At 64.5% G+C, this 14,080-nt stretch carries 11 protein-coding genes; 8 read left to right on the top strand and 3 right to left on the bottom strand.

What is annotated here, in order from left to right:
* The first annotated feature begins 2 nt into the window (after positions 1-2).
* From astD to BUS12_RS18455, 4 genes are all read left to right on the top strand, one after another.
* Complete coding sequence (astD, locus tag BUS12_RS18440; protein ID WP_074301571.1) at positions 3-1,466, top strand: succinylglutamate-semialdehyde dehydrogenase; 1,464 nt, start codon at positions 3-5, stop codon at positions 1,464-1,466.
* 9 nt (positions 1,467-1,475) lie between these two features.
* The gene (gene astB / locus BUS12_RS18445) at positions 1,476-2,816 is read left to right on the top strand and encodes an N-succinylarginine dihydrolase (RefSeq protein ID WP_074298047.1); all 1,341 of its coding nucleotides are present in this window, start codon (positions 1,476-1,478) and stop codon (positions 2,814-2,816) included.
* Positions 2,800-3,852, top strand: coding sequence for a succinylglutamate desuccinylase (astE, locus tag BUS12_RS18450; protein ID WP_074298049.1), 1,053 nt, complete (start codon positions 2,800-2,802; stop codon positions 3,850-3,852). Before astB ends, astE begins: the two co-directional genes overlap by 17 nt.
* Before the next feature lie 172 nt (positions 3,853-4,024).
* Complete coding sequence (locus BUS12_RS18455) at positions 4,025-4,819, top strand: ABC transporter substrate-binding protein (protein WP_074298051.1); 795 nt, start codon at positions 4,025-4,027, stop codon at positions 4,817-4,819.
* Between the two features lie 178 nt (positions 4,820-4,997).
* Here the strand turns inward: BUS12_RS18455 and BUS12_RS18460 are convergent, their stop codons facing one another.
* Positions 4,998-5,735, bottom strand: coding sequence for an acetoacetate decarboxylase (locus BUS12_RS18460; protein WP_074298053.1), 738 nt, complete (start codon positions 5,733-5,735; stop codon positions 4,998-5,000).
* Positions 5,736-6,026: 291 nt separating this feature from the next.
* Between BUS12_RS18460 and BUS12_RS18465 the strand changes: the two genes are divergently transcribed.
* A complete protein-coding gene (locus tag BUS12_RS18465; protein WP_074298055.1) occupies positions 6,027-7,424 on the top strand; it encodes an EAL and HDOD domain-containing protein in 1,398 nt (465 codons plus the stop codon).
* A 124-nt stretch (positions 7,425-7,548) separates the two neighbouring features.
* On the opposite strand, the gene BUS12_RS18470 is transcribed toward BUS12_RS18465, so the two are convergent.
* On the bottom strand, positions 7,549-9,006 hold the full coding sequence (locus tag BUS12_RS18470) for an HDOD domain-containing protein (RefSeq protein WP_074298057.1): 1,458 nt from the start codon (positions 9,004-9,006) through the stop codon (positions 7,549-7,551).
* A gap of 94 nt (positions 9,007-9,100) precedes the next feature.
* Positions 9,101-10,915 carry a putative bifunctional diguanylate cyclase/phosphodiesterase gene (locus BUS12_RS18475; protein WP_074298059.1) on the bottom strand — a complete coding sequence of 605 codons (1,815 nt, stop codon included), beginning with the start codon at positions 10,913-10,915 and terminating at the stop codon, positions 9,101-9,103.
* A 321-nt stretch (positions 10,916-11,236) separates the two neighbouring features.
* Here BUS12_RS18475 and BUS12_RS18480 point away from each other — a divergent pair, with 321 nt between their 5' ends.
* From BUS12_RS18480 to BUS12_RS18490, 3 genes are all read left to right on the top strand, one after another.
* Entirely contained in the window at positions 11,237-12,568 is a 1,332-nt protein-coding gene (locus BUS12_RS18480; RefSeq protein ID WP_074298061.1) for an EAL and HDOD domain-containing protein, read from the top strand.
* Between the two features lie 256 nt (positions 12,569-12,824).
* A complete protein-coding gene (locus tag BUS12_RS18485; RefSeq protein WP_074298063.1) occupies positions 12,825-13,388 on the top strand; it encodes a peroxiredoxin in 564 nt (187 codons plus the stop codon).
* Between the two features lie 168 nt (positions 13,389-13,556).
* Positions 13,557-14,021: a hypothetical protein gene (locus BUS12_RS18490; protein WP_074298065.1), complete on the top strand. Its 465-nt coding sequence runs from the start codon at positions 13,557-13,559 to the stop codon at positions 14,019-14,021.
* Positions 14,022-14,080: the final 59 nt, after the last annotated feature.

A 14,080-nucleotide genomic window follows, 5' to 3' on the forward strand; every position in this document is an offset into this window, starting at 1 on the left:
TCATGACCGAGCTTTTCATCGACGGCGAATGGGCCGCCGGCACAGGACACGTATTCGCCTCGCGCAACCCCGGTACGGGCGCGACGGTATGGGAAGGTCATAGCGCCTCCGCGGACGACGTCGACCGCGCCGTGCGCAGCGCGCGCCGTGCGTTTGCAATGTGGTCGGCGTTGAGCCTCGATGAGCGCTGCGGGATCGTGCGCCGCTTCGCCGCGCTGCTGACCGAGCGCAAGGAAGCGCTGGCCGAAGCGATCGGCCGCGAAACCGGCAAGCCGCTCTGGGAAGCGCGCACGGAAGTCGCGTCGATGGCGGCCAAGGTCGAGATTTCGATTCAGGCCTACAACGAGCGCACCGGCGAAAAGCGTGCGCCGATGGCCGACGGCACGGCGGTATTGCGGCATCGTCCGCATGGTGTGGTGGCCGTGTTCGGGCCGTACAACTTCCCGGGCCATCTGCCGAACGGGCACATCGTGCCGGCGCTGATTGCGGGCAACGCGGTCGTGTTCAAGCCGTCGGAACTGGCGCCCGGCGTGGCGCGTGCGACCGTCGAAGTGTGGCGCGAAGCCGGCTTGCCGGCGGGCGTGCTGAACCTCGTGCAAGGCGAGAAGGACACCGGCATTGCGTTGGCGAATCATCGCCAGATCGACGGTCTGTTCTTCACCGGCAGTTCGGACACCGGCACGCTGCTGCACAAGCAGTTCGGCGGCCGTCCGGAGATCGTGCTGGCGCTGGAGATGGGCGGCAACAATCCGCTCGTCATCGGACCGGTGGCGGATCTCGATGCCGCCGTGCATCACACGATTCAGTCGGCGTTTCTGTCGGCGGGGCAGCGCTGCACCTGCGCACGCCGTATTTTCGTGCCGAACGACGCGTTCGGCGACCGCTTTATTGAGCGCCTCGCGGAGGTGACCTCACGTATCGCGGTGGGCGAATACAACGCCGAACCGCAGCCGTTCATGGGCGCGGTGATCTCGGCGCGTGCCGCGCAACGCCTCGTTCAGGCGCAGGCGCAGTTGCTCGAAGCCGGTGCGAAGTCGCTGTTGACGATGGAGCAGCGCGACCCGCAACTCGGCTTTGTGACGCCGGCCATTCTCGACGTCACCGGCCTGCAGGATCTGCCCGACGAAGAGCACTTCGGGCCGCTGGCGCAGATCGTCCGTTATGCTAACTTTAACGACGCCATCGAGCGCGCCAACGACACCGAATTCGGCCTGTCCGCCGGCCTGCTCGCCGACGACGAAACGCTGTGGACGCATTTCCAGCGCGCGATTCGCGCCGGCATCGTCAACTGGAACCGGCCGACCAACGGCGCGTCGTCCGCGGCGCCGTTCGGCGGCACGGGACGCTCGGGCAACAACCGTCCGAGCGCGTATTACGCAGCCGACTACTGCGCGTATCCGATGGCCTCCGTCGAAAGCGCGCAACTGCAAATGCCCGCGAGCGTGTCGCCGGGCCTTCATTTCTGAGGATCGACGATGCAAGCCACTGAAGCCAATTTCGACGGGCTCGTCGGCCCGACGCACAACTACGCCGGCCTGTCGTTCGGCAACGTCGCGTCGCAGAACAACGAGAAGTCCGTCGCCAATCCGAAGGCCGCTGCGAAGCAGGGGCTGCGCAAGATGAAGCAGCTTGCCGACCTCGGTTTTCATCAGGGCGTGCTGCCGCCGCAGGAGCGGCCGTCGATGCGTCTGTTGCGCGAGCTCGGCTTTTCCGGCGACGACGCCACGGTTATCGCACGGGTCGCGAGGGATGCGCCCGAACTGCTCGCCGCAGCCAGTTCCGCCTCGGCGATGTGGACCGCGAATGCGGCCACGGTCAGCCCCTCCGCCGACACGCACGACGGCCGCGTGCATTTCACGCCAGCCAATCTGTGCAGCAAGCTGCACCGCGCGATCGAACACGAATCGACGCGCGGCACGCTGCGCGCGATCTTCGCGGACCGCGACCGTTTCGCCGTGCATGAAGCGCTGCCCGGCACGCCGGCGCTCGGCGACGAAGGCGCGGCCAATCACACGCGCTTCTGCGCGGAATATGGCGCACGTGGCGTGGAATTCTTCGTTTACGGCCGCAGCGAATATCGTCGCGGACCGGAGCCGAAGCGCTTTCCGGCGCGGCAGACCTTCGAGGCGAGCCGCGCGGTGGCGCAGCGTCATGGTCTTGCTGAAGCAACTACGGTCTACGCGCAGCAAAATCCCGACGTGATCGACGCAGGCGTGTTCCACAACGACGTGATCGCGGTCGGCAATCGCAACACGCTGTTTTGCCATGAACTCGCGTTCGTCGAGCAGAAAGCGGTGTACGACGATCTGCGCGCGAAGCTCACCCAGCTCGATGCGAAGTTCGACGTGATCGAAGTGCCGGACGCGCAAGTGAGCGTGTCGGATGCCGTCACGTCGTATCTGTTCAACAGCCAGTTGCTGACGCGTCCCGACGGCAAGCAGGTGCTGGTGGTGCCGCAGGAATGCCGCGAGAACGCGCGCGTCGCCGCGTATCTGGATAGCCTGACCTCGCGTAGCGGCCCGATCGACGACGTGCTGGTGTTCGATCTGCGCGAGAGCATGAAGAATGGCGGCGGCCCGGCGTGCCTGCGTCTGCGGGTGGTGCTGAGCGAGGCGGAACGCGCCGCGGTGACGCCTGGCGTATGGATCAACGACGCGCTGTTCGGCCACCTCGATGCATGGATCGAAAAGCACTACCGCGATCGTCTCGCGCCAGCCGACCTGACCGATCCGAGCCTGCTGCGCGAATCGCGCACGGCGCTCGACGAACTGACGCAGATTCTCGGCCTGGGTTCGCTCTATGACTTCCAGCGCTGAGGCCGGCATGAGCGCGCTACTGAGCGATTTTCTCGCGTATACGCTGGCCGGCACGCGTCCGGTAGAAGGTGACGCGCACGGCGTCTGCGACAACGGCGTGCGGTGGACGTGGCTGGACGACGGCATCCTGCAACTCGAACCGGCTGCGGCTGCAGCGGCGGACGTGCGCAGCGTGCTCGCTTCGGCCGGCGTGCACGGCGATGAAACCGCGCCGATCGAATTGCTCTCGCGACTGGTGCGCGATATCGCAGCAGGGCAGGCGACGCTGGTCTGCCGTCTGCTGGTGATCCTCGGCAACGTCGAGGCGATGCGCGGCGCGTGCCGCTATCTCGACGACGACCTGAACCGCCTCTTCAGCGGCCGGCATGCCCAGGTGCCGCACAGTCACGAAGCGCCGCGTGCGGTGGCCCTGGAACGCGCGGCGACGCAGTTCTTCGCCGGCAGCTCGTATGCGCCCGGCGCGCGCTGGCATATCGACATGCATACGGCCATCCGTGCGTCGGTGTTCGAGCAGTTCGCGCTGCTGCCGCATACCGGTGCGCCGCTGTCGCGCGCGATGTTCGAATGGTTGCGCGATGCCTCCATTGCCGCCGTGCTGCTGCACACCACGAAAGGCAACACGTATTCGCATTTCACCGCGCATGCGTGTGGCGCTGAGGCCTGCACGCTCGAACTTGGTAAGGTGCGGCCGTTCGGCCAGAACGATCTGACGCGTTTCGCGGGGACGGACAAGGCGCTGCGTCACCTGCTGGCGGGTGTCGAAGGCGATGCGGCGGCGCCGCTGCCGCGCGTGTTCACCGTGATCGACCAGATCACCAAGCAAAGCGACGCCTTCGAAATGCTGATCGCCGCGGACGTGGCGAATTTCACGCCGTACGAGCAGGGCACCTTGCTTGCACGCGATGGCGAGTACCGATATGCCGTGCGTCATGCGCAAGAGCGCATCGTGTTTCCGAATCCCACCGTGAAGCCTGGCTTGCGCGCCGGTTTGCTGGTGGTGGAGACGACCGAGGAAACGCTGGCCGCGCTTGCCTGAGCTTGCCTGAGCGAGCCGCGTCCACCCGCCGACCCTGTACAATCCCGCCCTCGCGGCGGCTGCGCTGCACCACGTCGGCCGCGTGAGTTTGAATCGCAGCTTCGGCGCTGCAGTCATGCAGCGCAGATTCAACTCTGTTTGATTTCATACCAGTAGAAGAGGAAGACACCGAATGAAAATGAATTGGCGAAACATGGCCGCGCTGGCAGTTTTTGCGTCGGCAACCGCAGCAGCAGGCAGCGCATCGGCAGCCGACATCAAGGAAATCCGCTTTGGCGTCGAAGCGTCCTATGCTCCGTTCGAATCGAAGACGCCGGCCGGTGAACTGCAAGGCTTCGACATCGATATCGGCAATGCGGTGTGCGCCAAGCTCAAGGCGAAATGCGTGTGGGTCGAGAACTCGTTCGACGGCCTGATCCCCGCGTTGCAGGCCCGCAAGTTCAACGCGATCAACTCGGACATGACCATCACCGAGCAGCGCCGCGAAGCGATCGACTTCACCGATCCGATTTACACGATCCCCAACCAGATGATCGCGAAGAAGGGCAGCGGCCTGCTGCCGACGCCGGCATCGCTGAAGGGCAAGCACGTGGGCGTGCTGCAAGGCACGATCCAGGAGACCTACGCCAAGGCTATCTGGGCGCCGGCCGGTGTCGACGTCGTGCCGTATCAGACGCAGGACCAGATCTACGCCGACCTGGCCTCGGGTCGTCTGGATGCCGCGTTCCAGGACGCTGAAGCCGCGTCGAAGGGCTTCCTGACCCGTCCGCAAGGTGCGGGCTTCGAATTCGCCGGCCCACCGGTCAGCGACGCGAAGCTGCTGGGCGGCGGCGTCGGCTTTGGTATCCGCAAGGGTGACAAGGCGCTGAAGGACGCGCTCAACGAGGCGCTCAAGGAGCTGAAGGCGGACGGTACGATCGACCGCTTTGCGGCGAAGTACTTCAGCGTCAAGGTCGTGCTGAAGTAACGATGCAGGCATTACGCGTCACGAGGTGACCCGCTTGCAAGGCGGCGCGCGTATGCGCCGCTCACAAGCTGCAGGATGGATCGAAGCCGGCCGCTGATGCGGCCGGTTTCGTTTGCGGCGGCAGCGGATGGGCACGTCGGCCGCTGCTTTTGATGTGTCCGCGTTTTGCGGATTCAGACTACTTCAGATAATCGAACGCGACTTCACCAAGGCCGAGCGTCAAATCCGCGAGCAGGTGGCGGGCTTCGACAATCTCGAGTACCGGCAATTCGGCAACCGGCGCCAGCGCATGGGGCGAAAGTTGCAGCGAGGCGGGGCCGGTCCATGCGCCCTTGAGGTCGATATCCTGCAGGTAATAGCGGACCAGTTCGCAGACGCGCGGCGAACCGTCGACGTGCGGCACGACCTTCAGCAGGAAGTTCGGCGCTTCCAGACGCTTCTTCTGCTGCACGAGATCGAGCTGGCGATGCTTGTAGCCCATCGTGCCGGTGGCGATGCGCACGGGACCGTAGTCGAGCGTGCCGACCAGCGTGTCGGTATGCACTTCGAGTACCGGCTTGGCCAGCTTCTTCGGAAAGCCCCACAGTTCGCGGCCGCCGGCGATGGGCGGATGGTCGTCGAGATACATGGCCAGCGTATAGCTGCCGGCGACACCGTTGTAGGAGACCGGAATCACCTGGCCGCTCTCCGTGTAGTCGCCGAAGCCGGTCGAATCGGGCATGCGGATGAATTCGTAATGCACTAGCGGCTCGCCCACCTGCAGCGGCTCGGGCACAACGGCGCGCAGTTTGTCCGGGTCGGTGCGGTAGGTGATGATCAGAAATTCGCGGTTGATGAACCGGTAGGGGCCGATCGGGAACGCCGGGCTCGTAATCGGCATGGCGAAGGCATTGGACAGCACGCTTTTGACATCCATGGTTTTTCCTTGGTGGTTAAACGCGGGTTGGAACGCTTCTGACTTCTGCACTGCACAAGAGTATCGTCGATTCGCCGCTTGCCGGCAGCGTCGAATTGAGAATTGAATATTTTTGGAAAATGACGGCTTGTCACGCCTGAGCCCAGCGGCCTGCGCTAAAATTGTCAAACGTCGTAAAGCGGCGTCGTACGGCGTTTGCAGCCGTGTTCCGGGTCTAATTTCGGACGCGATCACGCCGCATGCCAGAACAGAAAACAGCAGTGAGCGCAGGGCGCTTATCGGGGGAGTGGAATGACCAGCAACGAAGTCGACGATCCTAACCGGGGCGGCGCGACATCCGGCGGGACGGACGGCGTACCAGTCAAGGCCTGTTTCGCCCGTCAGCCGATTCTCGATCGGGACGGCATGCTGTGCGGCTTCGAACTCAAGCTGCATTGCGTGCCTGAAGCGCCGGCAGGCGAGGGCGCGGCCCATGCGCCGGCCAGGCCTGCGGACGCGAACGCGAATACCGCCGAGGCGCCGCAACCAGGCGCCGCCGTCGTGCTTTCGTTGACGCAGTCGGTGGTCCGCGCACTGCTGAATTCAGGTGTGCGCGGCGCGCTGGCCGGTCACCCCGGTTATCTGGACGTGAGCCGCGAGATGCTGTTCGACGACGCGCTCGAACTCGTGCCGGCCGAGCGCTTCATGTTCGAAATCCAGCCCGATATCGAAGTGGACGATGCCCTGATTGCGCGCATCGTCGTGCTGCACGCGCGGCGTTACCGCTTCGTGCTCGACGCCGTGGTCATCCCCAACGACACCTTCGCCCGTCTGCTGCCGTATGCCGAGGGCGTGAAGATCGATTTCCCGCAGATCTCGCGGGCCTTGCTGCCGAAGCTCGCCACCGTGCTGAAGTCGGCGGGCAAGTTGCTGATTGCGGCGGGCATCGACATCCAAACGGATTTCGAAACCGCGCTCAATCTGGGCTTCGACAAGTTTCAGGGTTATTTCTTTGCCCGTGCTCACACCGCGACGCTGCGGCGCGTGAGTGCGCCGCGTCACGCGTTGCTGAACCTGCTGCAGTTGCTGGCCGGCGACCCGACGGTCGCGCAACTCGAAGCCGAACTGAAGCTGAACCCGGTGCTGGTGATGCACCTGATGAAGCTGGCCAATTCGAGCGGCCTCGCGGTCGGCCACAAGGTGACGACGCTGCGCGAGGCGATCAACGCGACCGGCACGAACCGGATTGCCCGCTGGACGCAACTGCTGCTGTATGCGGACGGCCGCAAGGTCGCGCTGGAAGACGATCCCTTGCTGCAACTGGCCGCCACTCGCGCGCGCTTCATGGAACTGGCCGTGCTGCGCCTGCCGGAAGCCGGCCGCGACGAAGCCGATGCGGCATTCCTGACCGGGGTGTTTTCGTTCGTGGATGCGGTGTTCGGCGGTTCGCTGGAAAACACGCTCAACGTGCTGACCTTGTCGAAGCCGATCCAGGCGGCGATCCTGCACCGCGAAGGTGTGCTGGGCTTGCTGTTGTCCGCCGTGGATGCGCTCGAGCGCGGGGCGTGGACGGAGATCGAAGCCGCATGCGTGCGGCTCGCGCCGTTGACGGTGAGCGAAGTCGCGGAGCTTGGGCTGGCCGCGGCGGCGTGGGCAGGCGTTGCAGATCGCAGCGCCGAGGCAAAAGGCTTGGAGCGTATCGAGGATTAACCCGGGAGGATTAATCTCGGAGGACTGACCCGGAGGATTCGCTCCGGCAGTCCAGCGAAGGGGGCCGCGTCCGGGTTTCGGTGCGCGGCGCTGCAGTCCGGTGGTGACCGGGCTGCTTACCCCTTCACAGCATCTCCATCTCCTGCATCGGCGCGTGGGAAAAAAAACGCCCTAACTCCCGCGCCAGTTCATTCAAGGCCGCCATCTCTCCCTGCGAAATCCGCCGCGCCTCGTCGGCCTGGCACCAGTCGCCATACAGCAGCGCGACGGTCGACTGATTTTCGCCCATCACCGGCAGCAGCACGAACGAACGGGTATCGGCGAAGCTGCGCCGGAACCACTCCGGCAGGCGCGCCACCATCTTCGGGTCGCGGGCATTTTCTATAAAGATGCCCACCGAGTTGGCAATGGCGAGATGAAACACGTCGGGCTCGAACGCCGTATTGAACGACAGACCCGGCAACGCAGCCTCGATCTTCGGACCGAAGCCCATGCGCGCCTTGAACATGCCGCTGCTGTGCCGCACGAACATCACGGTGCGCGCGAAGCCGAGACCCGCATGCACCGTTTCGGACGCGAGCGCGAGCGCGGCCGAGAGCGCACTATCGGATTTCAGCGCGCGCAGATCTTCGACGCCCGCGCTGATGCGCGCCTCGGGGTCGAGCGCTTCGCGGGCGATCGCATCGGCGTTGGCGCGCAGCTCGACAATCTCGCGCATCACGCCTTCGCCGTCTTCTTCGCGGGCGAGCGCGACGCTCATCTCCACCAGCACGTCCGGGTCGGTGTTCAGGGCCCGGCCGTAGCGGAGCGCGAGCTCGGCGATGCGCGCCTCGCGCTGCCAGTCGGGCATGTTCGGCGTGGTCAGGACGCTCGCGACGTCGGTGGAGTAGTTGGTGATGGCGCGCAGCCACAGCACCTGCTTCGGCTCGTCGGTGTCATGCGGGTCGAACTCGCCCATGCCGGCGCGGATCATCTCCGGCAGGCGCCAGCGTACCGCGGCTTCCGCGCCGATCTCGTCGAAGGTGACGCCGAGCACGGCGGCGCAGGCCTCCGCTTCGTCGACATTGGTTTCGATCTGGCGGCGGATCTGATCCCATTCGGTGTCGAGATAGAACACCACCAGCAGCTTGCCGATCTGCCGCATCAGCGTGCAGACCACCGCTTCTTCGCCGGCGCGCAGGTCGCCGCGCTCGGTGAGCTTGCGGGCCACACAGCCCGACAGCAGGGTGCGGTTCAGTTCGAGCTTCGCGTCGATCCGGCGCGGCACGCTGTGATGGAAGTGATCAACGATCTTCAGGCCGACCACGAGGTGACCGACCGCGTCCATGCCGAGCACCATCAGGGCGCGCGACACGGTGGTGATATTGCCGCCGAAGGCCATGTACATCGCCGAGTTGGCGAGGCGCAGCACCTTCTGGGTCAACGCAAAATCCGACAGCACGACCTGCACGAGACCCGAGAAGTCGAGATCGTCGTTGTTCATTGCAGCCATGGTTGTGCGCAGCGATTGCGACAGCATGGGGAAATCGCCGCGCTCGCTCATTCGAGACCAGAGCCTGTCGAGCACCGCTGCCTTTACCATGTGAATCCCGCTAAAGCCATACCTGTTCCAGTGAGTGGCAGACCGGCGCGAAGCCGGTGTGCGATGCGCAAACGCCTGTTCTGCCGGGGCTGCATCAGGCCGCTTCGTGCAGATGCAAGGTGCGCGCCTCGAAGCGCTGCGCCAGTTCCTCGGATGGCAACGCCTTGCAGACGAGCCAGCCCTGAATATGATCGCATCCCATCTCGGTCAGGAGCGTGCGCTGTGCTTCGGTTTCCACGCCTTCCGCGACCAGTTCCAGGTCGAGTGTCTGCGCAAGACCGACGACCGCGCTAACGATTGCCTGATCGTTCCGGGAGGTTAGCAGATTCTCGACAAAACTCCGGTCGATCTTCAGCTTGGCGAGCGGGAATCGTTGCAGGTACGCGAGACTCGAGTAGCCGGTGCCGAAGTCGTCGACCGCAAACCGGATGCCCATGGCGGTCAGGTCTTCGAGCAGCCCCTTGGCATGCGCCGGGTCGTGCATCAGCAGGCTTTCGGTGATCTCGAACACGAGGCGGCGCGGGTCGATCCCGGTCAGCGCGATCGCTTCGTGCACGCTGTCCTTGAAACGCGGGTCGCGGAACTGCTGCGGCGACACGTTGACCGCGACGTACTGGAGCTTGATGCCGCGGGCGTCCCACTGGATCAACTGCATGCAGGCGATCTTGAGCACCCAGTTGCCGAGGTAGTTGATGAGGCCGACGGACTCCGCGAGCGGAATGAACATTGACGGCGGCACCAGTCCATGCACCGGATGCAGCCAGCGGATCAGCGCCTCGACTCCCACCACGCCGTGGCTCTGGCTGCTGGTGATGGGCTGGAAGTGCAGCGAGAACTCGCCGTTGCGCACGCCGTCGTAGAGGTCGGCTTCCAGCTTCAGGCGTTCGGCGTCGGCCGGGTTGTCGTCCGGCACGTAGAACGCCAGCGTGTTGCCGCCGGCCGCCTTGGCCTGCAGCAGGGCATGGTCGGCCCAGCGCAGCAGGTGATTGTCGCGCGCGGCGGTGTCGTTGGCGTGATGCACGTCGGGATAGAGCGCAATGCCGATGCTCGCCGACAGGTGCACCTGCTGGCCCTTGAACACGTACGGTTGCTGGATCGCGGTGAGCAGGCGCCGGGCCAGCGCTTCGGCGGCGGCGACAGCGTCGGTGCGGCTCGCCGCCGCCGGCACCAGGATGGCGAACTCGTCGCTCGCCACCCGGGCGATCTTTTCGCCCTGGGTCGCGGTATTGGACAGCCGGCGCGCCGTGTCGCGCAGCATCTCGTCGCCGGCGTCGTAGCCGAGCGCGCGGTTCACGCGCTGGTAATCGTCGATGTCGAGCAGCAGCAGGGCGGCGGGCGTACCGTGCGCGTCGGCTTGCTGCTGGGCGTCGAGCAGGGCCGGCACCAGCGCGGACTGATTGGCGAGGCCCGTCAGGCGGTCGTGATGCAGCGCGTGCGTGAGGCGCTCTTCGGTGGCGCGCCAGGCGGAGACGTCGAAGCCGGCAATTGCGAAGCCTTCGATGCCGTTATGGCTGCTGCGCACGACGCGCAACTCGACGGTGACCGGGTAGGTCAGCGACTTGATCAGGTCGAGCGTGGTTTTTTCGACGCCGCCGGTGGCCGACGCGCGGGCCAGCAGCGTGTCGAGGCGTTCGATGTCGGCGGGGGCGACCAGGTCGTGCAGGGTGATGGTTTGCAAATATTCGCGGTGGTAGCCGATAAAGCGCAGGCTCGCCTCGGACACGTAGAGGAAGTGCAACTCCCGGTCGACGTGGGCCAGCAGGTCGACCGCACCGACGGCCTGCTCGAGGGGCGAGCGGCTGGCGCTCGGCTGGGGTAAGCCGTCCGCGCGGCGGCCTAACGCACGGACCCGGTCAATGACCGTGCGCAAGGAGCCCCGGCGGGGCGCGGTGATCCTGTTCGCTTCCATGTTTCTCGCTGGCAACCTGTGTTCGTCTGCAGGCGGTACGGCTCACTTCCGCCGGCCCGGCACGGATGGCCGGGAGGTATGAAGCCGCCTATCAGAACGAGATAACGACCTATTTGGCAAAATCTTTAGCGGTTACTGCAAAAGTTACGGTAAAAAAACTCAATGTAATGATTGACGCTTCCGGTGCCCGACCGATGCCTTGCGGATTCAGTTAAAGTGGCGCGGTTGGCTGTCCGTTATTGATAGCAAGCCTGACCTCGAAGCGGCCGTGGCAAACCGCGTCCGTTGAGCAGCCTTTCTGAATTCATGCACCGATGAGCCATGTCTGATCCGTTCTCTGCCCGGTCCAAGCCCGGGCACGTCAAGGTGCTTGCACAATCCGCCCAGGACGCTCAGGTGGCGGCTGAGGCGCCTTTTGTCTATCTGGGACGCCAGCCGATTCTCGACCGCAGCGGCGCGCTGAACGCCTACGAACTGCTGTTCCGCGCCGGTGCGCACAACTATGCCGAAGTCAGCGACGATGCGCAGGCGACCGCTCAGGTGGTGGCGCGCACGATCGGCGGGATCGGCGTTTCGGCGGTGCTTGGCCATCACCGCGGCTATGTGAACATCGGCCGCGACCTGTTGTTCGACGACATCGTGCACCTGATGTCGCCCGAGCGCTTCGTGCTCGAAATTCTCGAGACGGTCAGTTTCGATGCGCAACTCGTGCGGCGGCTCGGCGAGCTGCGCCGTGCCGGCTTCCAGGTGGCGCTCGACGACGTCAGCGAACTGACGGAGGGATTACGCTCCGTGCTGCCGCATACCGATATCGTCAAGATCGATTTTCTGGTGACACCCCGCGAGGCCCTGCCGAAGCTGGCCGCTGCGGTGCGCGCCGAGGGCAAGACGCTGATTGCCGAGAAGGTCGAGACGCGGGAAGACTTTGCGCTGGCGCGCGATCTCGGCTTCCATCTGTTCCAGGGATACTTCTTCGCTCGCCCGCAGGTGCTGACCGCGCCGCGCAACCGCTCGTCGCGCCAGGCGCTGCTGCGCCTGCTGGCGTTGCTTGCCAGCGACGCCGGCATTATCGAGCTCGAGGCGGAGTTGAAGCTCAACCCGAACGTCGTGGTGCAGTTGCTGCGTCTCGTCAATTCGAGCGCGTTCGGTCTCGGGCGCAATATCGCCTCGCTGCGCGAAGCGATTATCGCCACTGGCACGCGGCAGATTGCGCGCTGGGCCCAACTGCTGCTCTATGCGGACGGCGGCGACCTGCCGTGGCGCTCCGATCCGCTCGTGCAACTGGCCGGCACCCGCTCGCGTTTCATGGAACTGGCGGCGCGCTGGCTGCGTCCGTCGGACGAGGACTTTGCGGACGCCGCGTTCATGACCGGGATTTTTTCGCTGGTGCACGTGGTGCTGGGGACGACGCCTGCCGAGGCGCTCGACAAGCTGGGGTTGGCGTCGCAGATCCGCGATGCGATCGTCGAGCATAGTGGGGCGCTGGGCGCGCTGCTGAAGATCGCCTCGGCCGCCGACGAGCGTGCCGACTCGGCGTCGCTTGCTACCGCCATGGAGGCGCCGGACGGTTTCGAGGCACTGACGCCCGAGGTGCTGGCGGAGTTGAACCTGTCCGCGGCGGCGTGGTTCGGCGCGCATGCGGGGATGGAGTAGCGGGCCCCTTACGCGGCCGTGCTCCGGCCGCTTCCCTTGATATGCATTGCATGACGACACGCATGCGCCAGCAGTACGCCATACCGGCGTTCATGCCACTGGCCGGGGCCTGGTTGCGGGATGACCCAGCGTGCTTTGTCGGGACGTGGTCCAATAGCGGATGAGTCATGGCTCGACGTGTCAGCGGGAGGCACGCGGGGGCATGACTTCATTCATTGCACGGACCAACGTGCGTCAACGCCTGGAGGAGCTTGAGATGAAACGAAAGTTTATGCCGGTATTGCTGGCGACCGTATTGTCGGCGGGGTTTGCGCTGCATTCACTGACGGCGTCTGCGACGCTCAAGCCTGGCGACACGGCACCGGATTTTACGACTCAGGCATCGCTCGGCGGCAAGACTTACACCTATACGCTGGCGGACGAATTGAAGAAGGGGCCGGTGGTGCTGTACTTCTACCCGGCGGCCTTCACGAAGGGTTGCACGATCGAGGCTCATGAGTTCGCGGATGCGGTGGACGAATACAAGAAGTACGGCGCGACGGTGATTGGGGTGTCGCACGACAACATTGACACGTTGACGAAGTTTTCGGTTAGCGAATGCCGCAGCAAGTTCCCGGTCGCGGCCGATGCGGATGCCAAGGTGATTGGCGCCTACGACGCGGGGATGCCGATGCACAATTCGATGGCGAACCGGGTGTCGTATGTGATTGCGCCGGACGGCAAGATCATTTACGAGTACACGAGTTTGTCGCCGGACAAGCACGTTGAGAACACGCTGGAGGCGGTGAAGCAGTGGGCGGCCACGCATAAGGCGCAGTGAGGGCGGGGGTGATTGATGCCTTGCGGGCGGCTGGATGGTTGTCTTGCGTTTTTGGTGCTACCGCGCTGGGTGTGCTGGTTACTGGATGATGCAATAGTTTCTTGCTGATGATCCCGCGGACACGCCGTGCTACGCTGATGGCCGGTTTGTTTTGCGGGGTGATTCGAGATGCCTATCGTTGTGGGTCTGGCGGTGCTCGGCGGGCTGATTTATGGCGCGGTGTGGTCGTTTGATGCGTTGTCGGCGCAATTTGGTTTGGGTGTGGCGGTGGTGGCTGCGGTGGTGGTGGCTGCTTTAGTGGCGGCGGCGGTTGTTTATTGGCTGCGGCGCCGGCGCGAGGTGGCGGCGAATATTCATGACGGGGATTGGACGCATGAATTGAAGGCTGAATGGGGTGGGGTCCGGCTGGCTGCCGGGAAGAGGTTGTGTAGCGTGGATGTTCATGGTGTGCGCGGCGATTATATTTTTGCTGATATTCAGGGGGCTGACGTTGAGGCTGCCGATCAGGGGTTTCAGCTTGTTCTGAAGGTTCGGGATGCTAAGTGTCCTGTCTGGATGCTGCCCATGCGGGGTCAAAGCGAAGCCCAGCAGTGGAAGAGGATCTTTGCGTTGGCTGTTGAGCAGAGGCTTTGATGTTTTTTTGCCTGCGGCGCCTTGGTTTTGGCTGTTTTCTTCGGGTGTTGGCCTTTCCT

The sequence above is a fragment of the Paraburkholderia phenazinium genome (assembly GCF_900142845.1).
GTDB lineage: Bacteria > Pseudomonadota > Gammaproteobacteria > Burkholderiales > Burkholderiaceae > Paraburkholderia > Paraburkholderia phenazinium_A.